Here is a 17,382-nt window from a genome sequence, read left to right on the forward strand (position 1 = left end):
GGCCAGCCGCCGGGCGTCGGCGTCGCCGCGGCGCACGACCTCGTGGACGGCGACCAGCATCGCGCCGCTGACCACCATGAGCAGTGCCTCGTCCACCGGCTCCTCGGCCTTGCGGAACAGCGCCACGTTGCGGTCGGTCCACTCGCGCAGGCGGTCGCGCAGCTTCGACTCGAACCCGGGCGGGCCGTCACCGGAGAAGAACAGCACCGTGGTGTCGCGCTCGTCGATCGCGCCGTCCAGGTAGGCCCGCGCGGCGATGTACATCAGCCGCGTGGGGTCGGTCTCGCCCTGGGACCGGGCCCGTGTCACCGCCCGGTGGGTGCGCTCCTGCTGGCGCTGCTGGAACTCCTCGTACAACGCCGTGTACAGGTCGGCCTTGCCGGTGAAGTGGTGGTAGAGGCTGCCGACGCTGGCTCCCGCGTGCTCGACGACCTCGCTGACACCGGCCCGCGCGAACCCCACGGTGCGGAACACGTGCGCGGCGGCGTCGAGCAGGGCGCTGCGCGTGGCCGCGCCGCGGTGCGAGATCCGGACGGGTTTGGGCGCTTTGTCCACAGTCAACGTCGGCTTACCGTTCCTTTCCGCAGCGGCGTGCCGTCGGCCCGCCTAGGTCGAGATTACGACAGGTGATTACGCTTGTCCCAAACCACCGACCACGTCCCGCCTGGCACGCAGAGCCGGCTTCGAAGGGTTGAGCGATGAGCGTTCCCACCGCCCCGGCGGAGTCCCCGGGTGCACCCGACCGAAACCTGGCGCTGGAGTTGGCCCGGGTCACCGAATCCGCAGCCCTGGCGGCCGCTCGCTGGGTAGGCCGCGGCGACAAGAACGGCGCCGACGGCGTCGCGGTGCGGGGCATGCGGCACATGATCAGCACCGTGTCGATGACCGGCACCGTGGTGATCGGCGAGGGCGAGAAGGACGACGCCCCGATGCTGTACAACGGCGAGTCCGTCGGGGACGGCTCGGGGCCCGAGTGCGACGTGGCGGTCGATCCCATCGACGGCACCCGCCTGACGGCGATGGGTATGCCCAACGCGATCTCCGTGCTCGCCGTGGCGCCGCGCCACTCGATGTTCGACCCCTCGGCCGTGTTCTACATGGAGAAGCTGGCCACCGGCCCCGAGGCGGCCGCCGCCGTCGACATCGACGCCCCCATCGGCGACAACGTGCGGGCGGTGGCGCGGGCCAAGGGCGTCACGCCCCAGGACGTGACCGTCGTCATCCTCGATCGCCCCCGCCACCAGGACATCGTGCGCGAGGTGCGCGAGGCCGGTGCCCGGATCAGGTTCATCACCGACGGCGACGTGGCCGGCGCGATCATGGCGGCGCGCGCCGACACGGGCGTCGATCTGCTGCTGGGGATCGGCGGGACCCCCGAGGGGATCATCTCGGCCTGTGCCATGAAGTGCCTCGGCGGCGTCATCCAAGGCCGGTTGTGGCCAACCGACGACGCCGAGCGTCGGCGTGCGCACGATGCCGGGCTCGATCCGCAGCAGGTGCTGACCACCGACGACCTGGTCGCGGCGGAGGACGTGTTCTTCGCGGCCACCGGGATCACCGACGGGGAGCTGGTCGGCGGTGTCCGCTACCAGGCCGGGGGCGCACACACGGACTCCCTGGTGATGCGGGGCCGTACGGGGACCGTGCGGCAGGTGCGCAGCGAGCACCGGCTGGCGAAGCTCGCCGCCTTCAGCGGAGTGGATTTCGCATCCCCCGCCTCCGAGCAGTGACCACACGCATCAGCTGCAACGGGACGTTTGCGCATTGGTACCTTCATAGCGGATTAAGTGCGTCGCTGCGGAGGTTCGATGTCCTACCCTGATCCCCCCAACCAGCCGTCGTGGGGAGCGCCCCCGGGTCCGCCCGGCGGCCAGTACCCGCCGCCTCAGCCCGGCGCGGTATACGCATCGCCGCCGAGTGCCCCGCGGCGGTCGAATCGAATGTGGATGGTCCCTGTGGCAGCGGGGCTGGGCGTGGTCATGATGGCCGGCACCGTGTGGGCGGCGACCAGCGTCGCCCAGAACGTCTTCGTCGGCGCCCAGCCCGAATCGGTGCTGCCCGCCTCGTCCATCGCCTTCGCCAAGCTCGACCTGCAGCCCAACGGCGGCCAGCTCGCCGCCTACGCGCAGTTCGTGAACCGGCTGCCCGACTCCATGCGCGAGGACATCGACCCGGAGGCCGAACCCGGCAAGGAGCTCGTCGACTCCTACATCGAGGAGGCCGAGCTCGACGGCATCACCTACGAGGAGCACTTCGAGCCCTGGATGGGCCAGCGCTTCGGCGCCGCGACCTGGATAGCCGGCAGCGAGGACGCCGCCTCCAGCCACGCAGGCGAAGCCGTCGCCCTGGCCGTCGAGGCCGACGACGAGGGCGCCGCCGAGGAGTCCCTCAGCGAGATTCAGAGTCAGCTGGACACCGATCCCGCCTTCGACATGCGCGACGGCTTCGCCGTCATCACGGAGAACGCCGCCGCCCTCAGCGACCTGGAGTCCCAGATCTCCTCGGGCGGGACTCTGGACGAGAACGACACCTACACCCGGGACATGGAGGCGATCGGCACGGAGAACCTCGCCTCGGCGTGGATGGACCTGGAGCAGTTCGCCGCCCTGGGCGCGGAAAGCTCCGGCGGGACGGGCTCCGGCGGCCTCGACGGGTACGGCGGCGTGCAGCAGCCAGATCCGCTGGAGTCTCTGGGCGAGTACGAGGACGTCAGCGGCCGCGCGGCGATCGCGTTGCGGATCGAGCCCGAGTACATGGAGCTGCGCGGCGACATGTTCGACGTCAGCGTCGACGGCGCCGGATTCTCGGACTACGAGCTGCCCGATCCCGGCCTGCAGATGATGGGCGACCTTCCCGACGACACGATGATCGCCTTCAGCGGCACCGGCGTCTCCGATCTCCTCGGCCAAGCCTATGAGGACAACCCCGACGACTTCGGCGACCTCGACCAGATGATGTCCGAGCTCGGGCTGACGATGCCCGACGGACTCACCAGCCTGCTGGGCGAGAGCACCGCAGTGGGCATCACCGACCTCGGCGGCTCCCTCGACCAGTTCGCCAACGGGATGTCGGGCATGCCGTCCCTGCAGTACCGCGCCGAGGGCGCCGACTCGGCTGCCGTGGAGGACGCGGTCCAGCGGATGTGGGAAGGCTCCTACGACTCTCCTCCCGGCGTCAGCTCCGAGGGCCCGGTGACCATCGCGACGTCGGGCACCACCGGAACCGGCAAGCTGGGCGACGACCCCGTCTTCAAGCAGACGATGGCCGACACCGGCTCCGCCCACATGGGGATGTACATGGATCTGCGGCCCATCGCCGAGAGCGCCGACGAGGACTCGCCCGAGCAATGGGGCGCGCTCGGGGCTTCGGTGGGGTTCGACGACAAGGCGATGTCGATGCAGGCCCGCTGGGCGCCCGACGGGAACGCCTAGCTGTGATGTCCCGGCCGGGCGCCTCCCGTGAAACCGAGGAGGTGCCCGGCCGGGGGCCGCCCGGGCGCCGTCAGTCGATGAGCTTGCGGTGCATCTGGAAGACCGCCAGGCACCACGCCACGGCCACGAACGCGAAGAGGGCGGCGAAGTGGAGGGCGGCCTCGCCGACGCCGATACCGAACGCGGTGCCGCGCACCAGCTCGACGCAGTGGTACAGCGGGTTGACCTTCGCGACGGCCTGCGCCCAGCCGGGCAGGGTGCCGATCGGGAAGAAAGTGCCCGCGATGAGGAACAGCGGCGTGATGACCCCGGAGATGATGTAGTCCATCGTCTTGATCGAGGGCACCGCCGCCGACATCCAGATGCCGGTCAGCGCGAACCCGAATCCGGTGACGAACGCGATGACGGGAACGAGCAGCATCGCCCACGACGCGGGCAGCCCGAAGGCGATCGCCACCAGCAGCGGGGCGCATCCGTACACGCCCGCCTTGCAGGCGATCCAGCTGGCCTCGCCGGTGACCAGCTCGCGCACGTCCACGGGGGCGGCCAGCATGCCGTCGTAGGTGTGCTGGAAGACCCGGCGCACGTAGGTGTCGATCAGTCCGGGGAACATGGACGTGAACAGCACCGACGTGGCCACGATCCCGGTGCCCAGGAAGTGGATGTAGTCGTACCCGCCGATCGCGCCGACCAGCGAGCCCAGTCCGACGCCGAAGGCCAGCAGCATGATGACCGGCTCGACGATCGAGGCGAAGGTCGTGGGCTTCCAGCTGCGCCGGTACAGCGCCCACTCGCGGGCCAGCACCCCCGCGATCGGTGCGAGTTCGAACCGACCCGGCGGCACCTGGACCGCGGGGGCCGCGTCGGCGCTCGATCCGCCTCTGGTCCGCGTATCCGGGCTCATTCGACTCTCTCCCCCGTCAAGGTGACGAACACGTCCTCCAGATTGCCCGCGCGGGCGTTGCCGCGGCCCAGCGAGTCGCGCAGGGACTCGGGCATCGCGTCGGCGCGCAGCACCGACAGGGTGGCGCCGGTACGGCGGGTGGCCAGCCCCGCGGCGGCGACGCGCTCCTCGATCTCGTCGGCGCGCGCCCCCGGCTCCACGGGGAACTCCTCGACGGTCGAGCCCGCGTGGCGGGCGATGAGGTCGGCGGGGACACCCTGGGAGACGACCCTGCCCTTGGCCATCAGCGCCACGACGTCGGCGAGGCGCTCGGCCTCCTCGATGTAGTGGGTGGACATCAGCACGGTGACGCCCTCGGCACGCAGCTCGGTGATCAGCCCCCACAGTTCCTGGCGCACCTGGGGATCGAGCCCGACGGTGGGCTCGTCCAGCAGCACCAGGCGCGGGCGGTGCACCAACCCGCGCACGATCAGCAGGCGCCGGCGCATCCCGCCGGAGAGCTTGTCGGCGCGCAGGTCGGGGCGGTCCTCAAGATGGGCCAGGCGCAGCCCGCGATCGACGGACTCGGCGCGGCGTGCCCGCGGCACCCGGTACAGGTGGGTGAAGACCTCCAGGTTCTCGCGCACCGTCAACTCTTCGTCCAGGTTGTCGTGCTGGGGCACGACGCCCATCTCGGCACGGGCGCGCTTGGAGGCGCGGGGAACCGGGTGGCCCAGCACGGTGATCTCGCCGGAGTCGGCGCGGCTCTGGGCGGTGAGCATCTTCATGGTGGTGGACTTGCCGGCGCCGTTGGGGCCGAGCAGGCCGAAGACGGTACCGGTGGGAACCTCGAGGTCCAGGCCGTCGACAGCGGTGAAGGAGCCGAAACGCTTGACGACGTCGCGCAGCGCGACGGCGGGTGCCCCGCCGGCGTCGGCGCCGTGCGCGGGCGAGGCGCCGGCGTCCGTGCGCGGGCCGTCGCGCCCGGCGGGTTCGGCGGGCCCGGTGCGGTCGACTGGCGCGGCCGAACCGTCGGGGGCAGAGGATTCGGCGGAGCCCACAGAAGAGCTGCGTCCCGATAGCGACATAGGACAACCGTAGAAGCGGACAGTGACAATCGGCCACTGCTTTTCCGCGCCCGCGAGCGGCGGCGCATCCGGGCGGGCCCCCTCGTCCTGCTGCGCATCGCTCCAGGCGGTGCGGGGTTGCCGACGGGTGGGGCGCGGCGATCTGGCAATCTTGGGTTCAGGTTTTCCCGCGAGGTGTCATGAGGTGTGATCCAACGATGGGCGATTTCCGCGTCGAGCACGACTCGATGGGCGAGGTCAAGGTCCCCGCCGAAGCCAAGTGGCGCGCGCAGACGCAGCGCGCCGTAGAGAACTTCCCGATCTCCGGACAGGGGATCGAGCACGCCAACATCCGCGCCCTCGGGCATATCAAGGCCGCCGCGGCCAAGGTGAACACGGAACTGGGGGTGATCCCCGAGGAGTTCGGCACGGCGATCCGCGAGGCCGCGCTGGAGGTCGCCGAAGGCACGTGGAACGACGAGTTCCCCATCGACGTGTTCCAGACCGGCTCGGGCACGTCGAGCAACATGAACACCAACGAGGTGGTCGCCACCATCGCCGCCGAGCGCTCGGGCGCGGCGATCCACCCCAACGACCACGTCAACGCTTCGCAGTCCTCCAACGACGTCTACCCGTCGTCGCTGCACATCGCCGCCGTCTCGGCGGTGGTCCACGAGCTCATCCCGGCGCTGCGGCACCTGGAGGGCGCGCTGCGGGCCAAGGCGGAGGAATTCGACACCGTCGTCAAGAGCGGGCGCACCCACCTGATGGACGCCACCCCGGTCACGCTGGGCCAGGAGTTCGCCGGCTACGCGGCGCAGGTGCGCAACGGGGTGGAGCGGCTGGAGGCGACCCTGCCGCGCGTGGCCGAGCTGCCGCTGGGCGGCACCGCGGTGGGCACCGGCATCAACACCCCCGAGGGCTTCGCGGCCAAGGTCATCGCCGAGATCGCCTCGGCCACCGGCCTGCCGCTGACCGAGGCCCGCGACCACTTCGAGGCCCAGGGCGCGCGCGACGGCCTGGTGGAGCTGTCGGGCCAGCTGCGCACCGTCGCGGTGGGCTACGTCAAGATCGCCAACGACATCCGGTGGATGGGCTCGGGCCCGAGCACCGGCCTGGCCGAAATCCGGCTGCCCGACCTGCAGCCCGGCTCCTCGATCATGCCCGGCAAGGTCAATCCGGTGCTGTGCGAGGCCATGCTCCAGGTCGCCTCGCAGGTCGTGGGCAACGACGCGGCGGTGTCCTTCGGAGGGGCGTCCGGCAACTTCGAGCTGAACGTGCAGCTGCCGGTGATCGGACGCAACGTGCTGGAGTCGATCCGCCTGCTGGCCAACGTCTCGCGGGTCTTCGCGGACCGGTGCGTCGCCGGCATCGAGGCCGACGAGGAGCGCTGCAGCGCCTACGCCGAGTCCTCCCCCTCGATCGTGACGCCGCTCAACCGCTACATCGGCTACGAGGAGGCCTCCAAGGTCGCCAAGCAGTCGCTGGCCGAGCGCAAGACCATCCGCGAGGTCGTGCTGGAGCGCGGCTACATCGGCGCGGGCGAACTCACCGAGGCCCAGCTCGACGAGGCGCTCGACGTGCTGCGGATGACCAACTCCCAGTAGTCGGCCGCCCGGTGCCCGCCGCCGCCCGCCTCGGCGGGTGCGGCGGCGCCGGCACGGCGGCCTGTGCGGCCGCAGCCGCACAGGCCGCCGGAGACGGGTGCGGCCCCGGACGAGAGGGGTGCCCGGGGCCGCGGGTCGAGCCGGCGGACCGGCTCCATGCTTGTCGGCGGCTTAGGGGAGCCGCGTTTCCCGCTCTAGTACCAGCCCTGGGATTGGGAGGTCTCCCAGGCGCTGCACGGGGAGCCGTACCTGTCCTCGATGTAGCCCAGTCCCCACTCGATCTGGGTGGCGGGGTTGGTGCGCCAGTCCGAACCGGCGTCGGCCATCTTGCTGCCCGGCAGGGCCTGCGGGATGCCGTACGCGCCCGAGCTCGGGTTCTGCGCGGTGTGGTCCCAGTTGCTCTCCTTCTCCCACAGGGGCTCCAGGCAGGAGAACTGGTCGGATCCCCACCCGTAGTCGGACAGCATCGAGCGGGCGATGGACTTGGGGTCACCCGTGGCCGTCGACCCTCCGCCGGAGGAGCCGGAGTCGGATTCGGTCTCCTCGGGCTCGGGCTCGGGCTCCTCCTTCTTCTCCTGTTTCACCGTGGCCGACCCGTTCGCCGGGCCGGTGACTTCGCCCAGGCGGTCGCGGACCTTGTCCCGCTGCTGTTCCAGCTGCTTGTCGGAGACCTGCTCCGTAGCCGCGAAGAACCGCTGCGGGCCGCTGGTCGCATCGGGGACCACCACGGAGGCGCTTTCGCCCGGGTCGCCCCCCTGGTCGGCGAATGCGGTGACGGCGAACGCCGCACCTGCGACCACCGCTGCCGAGCCGACCGCCGAGGCCACCCGCAGCGAGATCCGGTTGAGTAGCAACAATCGCCCTTTCGCCTGTCGCGCACCCGGCGATGCGTGCGCGAATGAGCCTGTCCCCTGGGTCTCCACAGAACTGAGGAAAAGAGCGGGGGGAGGTGCGCATCGCGTCGACCGCCGGCCGGCCTCACCCCGAGGAGAAGACCGCGTGGAGGGTCGGGGGTCAAAGATCCGTCACACGCGCCCCAAGGGCTCCCTATACAACAGCAACCACCCTGCCGCATGATCACGACTGCGTAACACCGTTTGAACTATGACGTGGTTCACAGTGCGCAGAGTTATCAACGGAAATCCCGACATAGCGGGAGAGGACGAAGCTGACCTCGGAATCGTATCGGATCGCGGGGCGGCACCGGCAGGCAAAAAGCGGGTAATCACCATGCGTGACCGGGTGGCCATCCCCACCCTCGGCGCCGCCGGTTCGCACACGGCGGGCGGAATCAGTCCAGCGGCAGGTGCCGGTGCTCCTTGCCGGTCCCCGCGCACATGCGGCACGGTTCCTCGACCCACTCCCAGGTGATCATGCCGTTTCCATCGGCGACCGGGCGCTCGGGGGACCACCGTCCCTCGCCGTCGCAGTAGTGGCACGCGATATCGGTACGACTGCACCACGGGCAGTCGGTGAGCGCGCAGCATTCCCGCGTCGGTGTGTCCATGGATGCCCCCTCCCGAAACGGCTGTAGCGTCCCACAGGCCCGGAACAGCGTCCACCCCGGCCGAGTCGGCCCAGGCCGGCACCGGCTGAGCGCGGCGGCTCCCGGCACCGGGCTGCGTCCCGCGGAGCCTCGGCGCCGCGTGCCGGCGGGAACCCACCGGGACCAACACGCAAGCGCCCCGTGTTCCCGGTGGGTTCCCGGGTTCTACGCGCTGCCCTCGGCGACGAGCGTCTTCTCCCAAAGGGCGTCGCCCTGGGAGTCGCGCAAGGCCACGGTCAGCTCCTTGCTCTCCGGGTCGATCTCGACCTCGCCGAAGTGCTGGAAGCCCTCCATCGGTGAGGCGTTGGCCGCCGGCGGCGCGTGCACGAACGCGGCCTCGGGCCCGAACGTGGGGTCCAGCTCGTTGGGGCCGAATCCGCCCGCGTGCAGCGGGCCGGAGACGAACTCCCAGAACGGGGAGAACTCGCGCGCAGCGGCCCGCTCGGGCGAGTAGTGGTGCGCGGCCGTGTAGTGCACGTCGGCGGTCAGCCACACCACGTCGCGCACACCGCGCCGGTGCAGCCCGTGCAGTACGCGCTCCAGCTCCGATTCGCGCCCGCGCGGGCGGCCCGCGGAGCCGTCGGCCACGCCCTCGATCCTCTCGCCGTCGGGCACGACGAGCCCGATCGGCATGTCGGAGGCGACGACCTTCCAGGTGGCCCGTGAGCGTGCCAGTCCGTCCACCAGCCAGGCCGCCTGGCGCCGGCCCAGGATGCCGGCGAAACCGTCGGCGTCCGCGGTGTTGGGGTCCCGGTACGGGCGCATGTCGATCACGAAGACGTCCAGGTCGGGCCCGTAGTCGATGCGGCGGTAGATCCGGCCGTCGACCGCCTCGGAGGCCGCGATCGGCTGCCACTCGTGGAAGGCCCGGTGCGCACGGCGGGCCAGCACGTCCACCTGGCGTACGCGGTAGCGGTCGTCGTCGAGGACCTCGCCCGGGTACCAGTTGTTGACGACCTCGTGGTCGTCCCACTGCACGATCTGCGGGACGCGGGCGGCGAAACCGCGCAGCGCGTCGTCGAGCAGGTTGTAGGCGTACTGGCCGCGGAACTCGTCCAGGGTCTCGGCCACCTTGGACTTGGCCTCGGTGACCAGGTTCCGCCAGATCCGCCCGTCGGGCAGATCCACCCGCTCCTGCAGCGGCCCGTCGGCATAGCAGGCGTCGCCGCTGTGCACGAAGAAGTCGGGTTCGCGCTCGGCCATGGCGGCGAAGACCGGCATGCCGCCGATGTCGGGGTTGATGCCCCAGCCCTGTCCGGCGACGTCGCCCGACCACACGAAGCGGATCGGCCGGTCGCCGCCGGGCGTGCGGAAGGAGCCTTCGAGCACCTCGCTGGTGTGGCGGCCGGACTCGGCGTGCACCCGGACATAGGCATCACCGCCCGGCGCCAACCCGCGGATGCGGACTCGGCCGGTGCCGTCTGCGCCGGGCGAGAGGTGAGGGCCGCGCAGCGTGCGCGCGTTCGCGAAGTCGGGGCGGTCGGAGACTTCGACGACCATGCGCGCGGGCCGGTCAGCGCGGGTCCACACCACAGCGCCGTCCTGCCGGGGGTCGCCGAACTGCAGGCCGTGGGTCAGCTGCGGCCGGTTGCGGCCCTGAGCGAGGGCGGGAGCGGCGGGCACGGCTCCCATCGCCGCGGCACCGAGCCCGGCCGCGCCGTAGCGCAGCACGGTCCGCCTGTCAGGGCTCTGCGATGCGGTGGGACGGGAGCGGGAGGGGTCGGCGGACGACGCTTCGGGGGAAGGGGACGGCTCGGGGAACCCGGGCATGGGGGCCTCCAGGGGGCGGGCTGGGACTCGCCGGACCGTTCTATCGGGGTTCCGCCGCGTCTCGCCCGCCGCCATGGGAACGGCGGATGAACGCCGGCGATCGATGTTCGCCGGCGCACCTGGCGGCGGTTGCGACTGTGCTTGCGGTGCCTCGCACGCCGCCGATCCGCGGCAGGCCGCCCCGTGGAACGCCGAAGGCCGGTGCCGGCTCCCTATAGCGGAGCGGCACCGGCCTTGACGGCCCGGCCGCCCGCGCCGCCCCGGCCCCGGCCGGGGCCGGGGCGGCGCGGGCGGCGGCGGGTCAGCCTTCCAGCATCTCGGTCACCAGGGCCGCGATCGGTGACCGCTCGGACCGGGTGAGGGTGATGTGGGAGAACAGCGGGTGCCCCTTGAGCTTCTCGACGACGGCGACGACGCCGTCGTAGCGGCCCACCCGCAGGTTGTCGCTCTGGGCGATGTCGTGGGTGAGCACCACCCGCGAGTTCTCGCCCAGCCGTGAGAGCACGGTCAGCAGCACACCGCGCTCCAGCGACTGCGCCTCGTCGACGATGACGAACGCGTCGTGCAGCGAGCGGCCGCGGATGTGCGTCAGCGGCAGGACCTCCAGCATCCCGCGGTCGACCACCTCGTCTATGACGTCTTGCGTGGTGACGGCGGAGAGGGTGTCGTGCACCGCCTGCGCCCAGGGCGACATCTTCTCGTTCTCGGTGCCGGGAAGGTAGCCCAGCTCCTGGCCGCCCACGGCGTACAGCGGCCGGAAGACCATGACCTTGCGGTGCTGGCCGCGCTCCAGAACGGCCTCCAGGCCCGCGCACAGCGCCAGAGCGGACTTGCCCGTGCCGGCGCGGCCGCCCATGGAGACGATGCCGACCTCGGGGTCGGTGAGCAGGTCGAGGGCGACGCGCTGCTCGGCGCTTCGCCCGTGGAGACCGAAGACGTCGCGGTCGCCCTTGACGACCTTGACGGACTTGTCGGGGAGCACGCGTCCCAGGGCCTTGCCGCGCTCGGACACCAGTACGAGCCCGGTGTGGCAGGGCAGTTCGCGGGCCGCCTCGATGTCGGCGGTGCCGTCGCCTTCGAACAGTGCCGAGACTTCGTGGGCGGGGACCTCCAATTCGGCCATGCCGGTCCACCCGTGCTCGATCGGGAGCTCGGCGCGGTATTCGTCGGCCGCGAGCCCGATCGAGGACGCCTTTATCCGCATCGGCAGATCCTTGCTGACGAGGACGACGTCGGCGCCCTCCGCCCGCAGGTTGGAGGCGACGGTGAGGATTCGGGCATCGTTGTCGCCGAGCCGGAAACCCGCCGGAAGGACGGACTGGTCGCTGTGGTTGAGCTCCACCCGCAGCGTTCCGCCCTCATCGTTCACCGGGACGTCGACGTCGAGGCCGCCGTTGTCGACCCGGAGGCCGTCCAGCCGGCGCAGTGCCTCTCGGGCGAAATATCCCAGCTCGGGGTGGTGCCGCTTGCTCTCCAGCTCGGTGATAACGACGATCGGCAGAACCACCGCGTGCTCGGCGAACCGGCCGATCGAGGCGGGATCGGCCAGCAGCACGCTCGTGTCCAGCACGTAGGTGCGGCGCTCGCCTCCTCGCTCGGCTAGGTCAGGAGTGTCGTCGGCACTGAGGTGGATCGAGGAACTAGCCACTCGTTCTCCCCTTTGGGCGCGCCGCGGCGCCCTGGTCTCACGGGATACCAAGGACCGGGACCAGCCCCGCAAGGGCCGGGACCGGCCCTCGTCTCCATGAGCTCCTTCACTGGCCAGGACCTCAAATGCTCGGGGCCTCCCGAGTAAGCGGATGGGCACCGCTCACTTGATTCGACGGTACCCGGCTCCCGGCAAAGAGCAAGACCCCCAGGTCGCACGGCATGTGAACACCCCGTTACGCGGCGATTCCTCCGATCCGGGAGCGGGGCGGTGCGACCGGTCCGGCGCGGGGGCGGCTCAGGAGCCGAAACGCCGGTTGCGCGCGCCGTAGGCGCGGAGCGCTCGGAGGAAGTCCACCTTCCGGAAGGCCGGCCAGAAGACCTCGCAGAAGTAGAACTCCGCCTGTGCGCTCTGCCAGAGCATGAACCCGGAAAGTCGCTGCTCCCCCGAAGTGCGGATGAGCAGATCCGGATCCGGCTGGCCGCGCGTGTAGAGATGCTCGGCGATGTGGTCCAGGTCGAGTCGCTCGGCGAGCTCCTCGAGACTGGTGCCTTTGGCCGCCTCGGCGACGAGGAGCGACCGCACCGCATCAGCGATCTCACGTCTTCCTCCATACCCGACCGCAACATTCACAATCAGGCCGGAGTTTCCGGATGTGGCGGCGTGGGCCTCTTTCATCACCCGCGCGGTGGAGTCGGGCAGCAGGTCGAGCGCGCCCATGGGGTTGACGTTCCAGCCCTCGCGGCGCAGGCGGGTGACGGTGCCTTCGATGATCTTGAGCAGCGGTTCGAGCTCCTCGCGCTTGCGCGTGAGGTTGTCGGTGGACAGCAGCCAGAGTGTGACCACTTGCACGCCGATCTCGTCGCACCAGCCGAGCAGGTCGAAGATCTTCTCGGCACCGGCCTGGTGGCCCGCCTCGGCGCTGGCGAGCCCGCTGATCCGGGCCCATCTGCGGTTGCCGTCCAGGATGACGCCGACGTGGCGGGGGATCTCGAACGTGCCGAGCGAGCGCTCCAGCCGACGCTCGTACAGCCAGTACAAGGGGTCACGAAGCCCCATGGGACGCTACCTTTCGCCGCGTTCGGGGGGGGGACAGGCGCCAACGCACCCGTCCGGTTCACCGCGCTCCGGCGCAGCGACCGCGAGCGTGCGCGCCACCGTGTCCAGCGTAGGGCGATAAGTCGGGTTCACGTTACTGCAGCGAGGCGCGGACATGCTTGCGGCCTTCGTGGATACGGGACTTCACCGTGCCCAGAGCGAGGTCGAGCTCGGTGGCGATCTCCTTGTAATCCATCTGGCACAGGTCGCGCAGCACCAGCGGGGCGACCAGGTTGGGCCGGTCGCGCTCCAGCTGGTCGAGCGCCTCCAGCAGGTCGATCCGGGAACCCGCGATCACGCTCGTGGTGCGGGGATCGCGATGGTTCGGGATGCGATCGGACTCCGTCGGCATCTCCGCGGAGCGCCGCTTCATCGACCTGTAGGTCTGCCGTGCCGAATTCGAAACCACCGTATACAGCCACGTGGTGAAGAGCGAATCGCCCTTGAAACCGCCGATGTTGCGGGCGACGCGCAGCAGCGCGTCCTGGCAGGCCTCCTCGGCGTCCTGGCGGTAGGGCAGGAAGCGCGCGCACCTGCGCAGCACCTCCGGCTGGATCCTGCGGAGCAGATCGTCCAGCGCCGCGGAGTCGCCGTCGCGCGCCCGCCCGGCGAGCTCCTCAAGGGAGTCGTCGACCTTGGCGGCCGACCGCCGGGACCCGGGCCCTTTGTCACTGTTATCCACGACTGACAGCTCCCTGCACGAGCGGTTGCCCTCTACATGTCTTCCACGTCCATCCCCCACCATGAGGTTCACATCCCCGTTGGACGCGTAGGAGCCCGCGGCGGCTCCGCAGCCGCCGAGACCCCGCGCTGCGCACGCGATTTCCCACGTTTGGCCCCCGCGGCACTGGTAAGGCAGTTCCTGTGGCACAACCGGACACTTTCGGCCGATACCGCGTTATCCGGCATCTCGGCTCGGGCTCGTTCGCGACCGTATGGCTCGCGCACGACGACCAGCTGGACACCCCCGTGGCCGTCAAAGTGCTGGCCGAGAACTGGGCTCACCAGCTGGATGTCCACGACCGCTTCGTGGCCGAGGCCCGCATCCTGCGCCAGGCCGACTCGGCATGGCTGGTCAGAGTGCACGATATCGGCACGCTCTCCGACGAGCGCCCCTATTTCGTCATGCCCTACGCAGACCAGGGCAGTGTCGCCGATCTCATCGCCAAGCGCCCGCTTCCCCTGGACGAGGCGCTGCGGCTGCTGACCGAAATCGGCCAAGGTGTCACCGTCCTCCACCGCCACGGCACCATCCACCGCGACATCAAGCCCTCAAACGTACTCCTGCAATCCTCGCCCGTGGGCCAACGCGTTCTGGTGGCCGATCTCGGCTTCGCGAAGAGCATCGACGGCGCCTCGGGGTTCACGGCGGCCGCGGGCACCCCCGGCTACATGTCGCCGGAGCAGCACGGCCCCGGCGGCGACCTGGACGTGCGCGCCGACGTCTACTCGCTGGGCGCCGTCGCCTACGAGCTGATCACCGGCCGCCGCCCGCCGGCGCCGCCTGTGCGGGTGCCGCCGCGGCGGCTGCGGCCGGGCGTGCCGCAGGCGCTGGACGAGTTGATCATGTCGGCTCTGGCCGAGGACCGCACCGCCCGACCGCCCGACGCCAAGGCCTTCACCGACCGCATCCGGGCCATCCGCATGGTGCCCGACCTGCGCTCGGAACTGCCGTGGTGGGTGCGCCACCGCTCGTTGTGGCGGCGGGCCGTGGCCGTGCTCGCAGCGCTGGCACTGGTGCTGGCCGGCACCACCGGTGCCGCGGCCTCGTCGACCCGTGCGCTCACCGAGGTCCGCTACGCCGGCGACGAACTGCACCTTGCGGTACCCCAGGCCTGGGCCCGACAGTTCCACAACGGGCGCGCGGTACCCAGCGCTGTGGAGTCCGACCGCACTTCGGGGGTGCTGGTCGCCACCGACCTCGAGGCATGGGACGAACCCCGGGCCTCCGTGGCCGGGGTGTTCGCCGCGCTGCTGCCGGGAACCGGCCACGACCTCGATTCCCTGCTGGACGGCGCGCCCTGCCCGGGCCCGGTGGAGCGGCGCGGATTCGCCGGTCCCGAGTGGTCGGGGGAGATCCGCCAGTGGCCCTCGTGCGCCGGGCGGCCGGGCGCAGTCGCCGTGGCGTCGCTGGCCAGCGCACACCGCGAGACGACGTTGTACCTGGAGGTCCGCCAGCCCGGCCGCCGCCCCGACGTGATCGACAGCATCATCGCCGCCACACGGCTCTCACGCTGACCCGCGCCGCTCCCGCGTGTCCGCCTACGGACGCGCGGGAGCGGCGGGACGGACCTTCACGCCCGGGCCCCGGCGATCTGCTCGCGCAGCGAGTCGGCGTCGGTCACCGGGAGACGGCAGGTGAAGCCCTGGCACACGTATGCCGCAGGCGCGCCGCCGATCAGGCCTCGGCCCTCCAGCAGCGGCACCTGTTCCGCACCGGCGCCGTCCCCCTCGCCGCGGGTGACAGCAGTGCCCAGGGGCGCATCCACCAGAGCGGTGCGCAGCAGCTCCTCCGTCGCAGGGACGCCGCGCGGACCCACAACCGCGATCTCCAGCGGACCCGACAGCAGTGTCTCGGCGACCGCCAACCCCCAGCCCGCCGCACGCGGCGCCTTGCGCGCCAGCGGGACGGCCACGGCCAGGGCCTCGTCGGCGGCCTGGCGATGGCGCGCCGAGCCCGTCAGCGCGGAATAGCCGAGCAGTGCGCCCGCCGCGGCGAACCTGCCGGAGGGCGTCGATGCGTCGGTGGGGTCCTGCGGGCGGTTGAACAGCGCCTCGCTGTCGTCGGCGGTGTCGTAGAAGCCGCCTTCGGCGTCGCCGAAGTGCTCCAGGACGGTGTCGAGCAGCCGGCCGGCCGACTCCACCCGCTCGGGCTCGCCGGTGACCGCGTGCAGCGCGAGCAGCCCTTCGGCCACGTCCGCGTAATCCTCCAGCACGCCCGCGCTGCCGCCGGCCCTGCCGTCGCGCGAGGTGCGCACGAGCCGGTCGCCGCTGACGTGGACGCGGGCGATCAGGTCGGCCGCCTCCCGCGCACGCTCGACCAGGTCGGGCCGGTCGAACAGCGCGCCGGCCTCGGCCAGGCCGGCGACGGCCAGCCCGTTCCACGCGGCCACGATCTTGTCGTCGCGGTCGGGCCGCACCCGCTTGGCGCGTGCGTCCAGCAGCGCGGCGCGCACCCGCTCGTAGCGGTCGGGGTCGCCGGGGTCCGCACGCAGCTGCAGCACGGAGTAGCCGTGCTCGAACGTGCCCTCCTCGGTGACGCCGAACAGGTCGGCGGCCCAGGCGGCGTCCTCCTCGCCGAGTGCGTTGCGCAGTTCGGCGGGCGTCCACACGTAGTAGCGCCCCTCCTCGCCCTCGGTGTCGGCGTCCAGCGCCGAGGCGAACCCGCCCTCCTCGGTGCGCAGGTCGGCGACCATCCAGTCGGCGGTCTCCAGAGCCACCCGGCGCGCCAGCGGTTCGCCCGTGGTGCGCCACAGCCGGGTGTAGGCGCGCAGCAGCAGCGCGTTGTCGTAGAGCATCTTCTCGAAGTGGGGCACCACCCAGCCGGCGTCGACGGAATAGCGGGCGAACCCGCCGCCGAGCTGGTCGTACATGCCGCCGCGGGCCATCGCCTCGGCCGTGTGCCGGGCCATGGCCAGACTGCGCTCGGCACCGGTGCGTCCGTACTGGGCCAGCAGGAACGACAGCACCATGGACGGCGGGAACTTCGGAGCGCCGCTGAAGCCGCCGTTGGCGTCGTCGTACTCGCGGGAGAGCGTCTCCACCGCTTCGTCGAGCACCTCCGGGCCGGGCGCGTTCCCGCGCCCCACCGAACGGGGGCCGCTCAGCGCCTCGACCACGCGCCGGCCCTGCTCGACCACGCCTTCGTGCTCGTCGGACCACGCGCGCTGGACGCTCATGAGCAGCCGCTGGAAGTGCTCTCGGGGGAAGTAGGTACCGCAGTAGAACGGGGCCCCGTCGGGCGTGAGGAAGACGGTCATCGGCCAGCCGCCCTGACCGGTCATGGCCTGGGTGGCTTCCATGTGGACCGCGTCGACGTCGGGTCGCTCCTCGCGGTCGACCTTGATGTTGACGAACCCCGCGTTCATCATCTGCGCGGTAGTGGGGTCCTCGAAGGACTCGTGGGCCATGACGTGGCACCAGTGGCAGGCGGAGTAGCCCACCGAGAGCAGGATGGGCACCTGTCGGCGCCGTGCCTCGGCGAACGCCTCCTCACCCCACGGATACCAGTCGACAGGGTTGCCCGCGTGCTGGAGCAGGTAAGGGCTTGTCGCTTCGGCGAGACGGTTCGGCATACCCCCACTCTGCCCACGCACCCGCCGTGGATGCCAC

Annotated in this window: 14 protein-coding genes; 4 read left to right on the forward strand and 10 right to left on the reverse strand. The window is 71.2% G+C overall.

What is annotated here, in order from left to right:
* The coding region (locus LP52_RS21275; RefSeq protein ID WP_040276140.1) for a TetR/AcrR family transcriptional regulator at nucleotides 1–555 on the reverse strand (555 nt) is incomplete at its 3' end.
* 143 nt (nucleotides 556–698) lie between these two features.
* Between LP52_RS21275 and glpX the strand changes: the two genes are divergently transcribed.
* Both glpX and LP52_RS28790 read left to right on the forward strand, forming a co-directional pair.
* Nucleotides 699–1,730: a class II fructose-bisphosphatase gene (gene glpX, locus LP52_RS21280; protein ID WP_040276141.1), complete on the forward strand. Its 1,032-nt coding sequence runs from the start codon at nucleotides 699–701 to the stop codon at nucleotides 1,728–1,730.
* Between the two features lie 216 nt (nucleotides 1,731–1,946).
* Nucleotides 1,947–3,431 carry a hypothetical protein gene (locus tag LP52_RS28790; protein ID WP_157036428.1) on the forward strand — a complete coding sequence of 495 codons (1,485 nt, stop codon included), beginning with the start codon at nucleotides 1,947–1,949 and terminating at the stop codon, nucleotides 3,429–3,431.
* Nucleotides 3,432–3,501: 70 nt separating this feature from the next.
* Here the strand turns inward: LP52_RS28790 and LP52_RS21290 are convergent, their stop codons facing one another.
* A complete protein-coding gene (locus tag LP52_RS21290; protein ID WP_084723387.1) occupies nucleotides 3,502–4,335 on the reverse strand; it encodes an ABC transporter permease in 834 nt (277 codons plus the stop codon).
* Nucleotides 4,332–5,402 (reverse strand): ABC transporter ATP-binding protein, encoded by a 1,071-nt coding sequence (locus LP52_RS21295; protein WP_193790023.1) that lies wholly within the window; start codon nucleotides 5,400–5,402, stop codon nucleotides 4,332–4,334. Before LP52_RS21295 ends, LP52_RS21290 begins: the two co-directional genes overlap by 4 nt.
* Nucleotides 5,403–5,599: 197 nt before the next feature.
* Between LP52_RS21295 and LP52_RS21300 the strand changes: the two genes are divergently transcribed.
* Nucleotides 5,600–6,988, forward strand: a complete 1,389-nt coding sequence (locus LP52_RS21300) for a class II fumarate hydratase (RefSeq protein WP_040276143.1) — start codon at nucleotides 5,600–5,602, stop codon at nucleotides 6,986–6,988.
* A 194-nt stretch (nucleotides 6,989–7,182) separates the two neighbouring features.
* Here LP52_RS21300 and LP52_RS21305 read toward each other — a convergent pair whose 3' ends face one another.
* The 6 genes from LP52_RS21305 to LP52_RS21330 form a co-directional block, all read right to left on the reverse strand.
* Complete coding sequence (locus LP52_RS21305) at nucleotides 7,183–7,842, reverse strand: aggregation-promoting factor C-terminal-like domain-containing protein (protein WP_040276144.1); 660 nt, start codon at nucleotides 7,840–7,842, stop codon at nucleotides 7,183–7,185.
* Nucleotides 7,843–8,279: 437 nt separating this feature from the next.
* Nucleotides 8,280–8,495, reverse strand: a complete 216-nt coding sequence (locus LP52_RS21310; protein WP_040276145.1) for a hypothetical protein — start codon at nucleotides 8,493–8,495, stop codon at nucleotides 8,280–8,282.
* A gap of 204 nt (nucleotides 8,496–8,699) precedes the next feature.
* Nucleotides 8,700–10,304, reverse strand: a complete 1,605-nt coding sequence (locus LP52_RS21315) for an alkaline phosphatase D family protein (protein ID WP_157036429.1) — start codon at nucleotides 10,302–10,304, stop codon at nucleotides 8,700–8,702.
* Nucleotides 10,305–10,605: 301 nt separating this feature from the next.
* Nucleotides 10,606–11,874, reverse strand: a complete 1,269-nt coding sequence (locus LP52_RS21320; RefSeq protein WP_040276147.1) for a PhoH family protein — start codon at nucleotides 11,872–11,874, stop codon at nucleotides 10,606–10,608.
* Nucleotides 11,875–12,249: 375 nt separating this feature from the next.
* Nucleotides 12,250–13,011 carry an isoprenyl transferase gene (locus tag LP52_RS21325; protein ID WP_040276148.1) on the reverse strand — a complete coding sequence of 254 codons (762 nt, stop codon included), beginning with the start codon at nucleotides 13,009–13,011 and terminating at the stop codon, nucleotides 12,250–12,252.
* A gap of 133 nt (nucleotides 13,012–13,144) precedes the next feature.
* Entirely contained in the window at nucleotides 13,145–13,732 is a 588-nt protein-coding gene (locus LP52_RS21330; RefSeq protein ID WP_040276149.1) for an RNA polymerase sigma factor, read from the reverse strand.
* A gap of 182 nt (nucleotides 13,733–13,914) precedes the next feature.
* On the opposite strand from LP52_RS21330, the gene LP52_RS21335 reads away from it, so the two are divergent.
* Nucleotides 13,915–15,288, forward strand: a complete 1,374-nt coding sequence (locus LP52_RS21335; protein ID WP_040276150.1) for a serine/threonine-protein kinase — start codon at nucleotides 13,915–13,917, stop codon at nucleotides 15,286–15,288.
* A gap of 56 nt (nucleotides 15,289–15,344) precedes the next feature.
* Here the strand turns inward: LP52_RS21335 and LP52_RS21340 are convergent, their stop codons facing one another.
* A complete protein-coding gene (locus LP52_RS21340; RefSeq protein ID WP_040276151.1) occupies nucleotides 15,345–17,345 on the reverse strand; it encodes a thioredoxin domain-containing protein in 2,001 nt (666 codons plus the stop codon).
* Between the last annotated feature and the right edge of the window lie 37 nt (nucleotides 17,346–17,382).

Source organism: Streptomonospora alba (assembly GCF_000826685.1).
GTDB classification, from domain to species: Bacteria; Actinomycetota; Actinomycetes; order Streptosporangiales; family Streptosporangiaceae; genus Streptomonospora; species Streptomonospora alba.

Excerpts from the sequence above, each read along its gene's own strand:
- glpX (WP_040276141.1), top strand. The coding sequence starts at position 699 with ATGAGCGTTCCCACCGCCCCGGCGGAGTCCCCGGGTGCACCCGACCGA.
- LP52_RS28790 (WP_157036428.1), top strand. The coding sequence starts at position 1,947 with ATGGTCCCTGTGGCAGCGGGGCTGGGCGTGGTCATGATGGCCGGCACC.
- LP52_RS21290 (WP_084723387.1), bottom strand. The coding sequence starts at position 4,335 with ATGAGCCCGGATACGCGGACCAGAGGCGGATCGAGCGCCGACGCGGCC.
- LP52_RS21295 (WP_193790023.1), bottom strand. The coding sequence starts at position 5,402 with ATGTCGCTATCGGGACGCAGCTCTTCTGTGGGCTCCGCCGAATCCTCT.
- LP52_RS21300 (WP_040276143.1), top strand. The coding sequence starts at position 5,600 with ATGGGCGATTTCCGCGTCGAGCACGACTCGATGGGCGAGGTCAAGGTC.
- LP52_RS21310 (WP_040276145.1), bottom strand. The coding sequence starts at position 8,495 with ATGGACACACCGACGCGGGAATGCTGCGCGCTCACCGACTGCCCGTGG.
- LP52_RS21315 (WP_157036429.1), bottom strand. The coding sequence starts at position 10,304 with ATGCCCGGGTTCCCCGAGCCGTCCCCTTCCCCCGAAGCGTCGTCCGCC.
- LP52_RS21325 (WP_040276148.1), bottom strand. The coding sequence starts at position 13,011 with ATGGGGCTTCGTGACCCCTTGTACTGGCTGTACGAGCGTCGGCTGGAG.
- LP52_RS21340 (WP_040276151.1), bottom strand. The coding sequence starts at position 17,345 with ATGCCGAACCGTCTCGCCGAAGCGACAAGCCCTTACCTGCTCCAGCAC.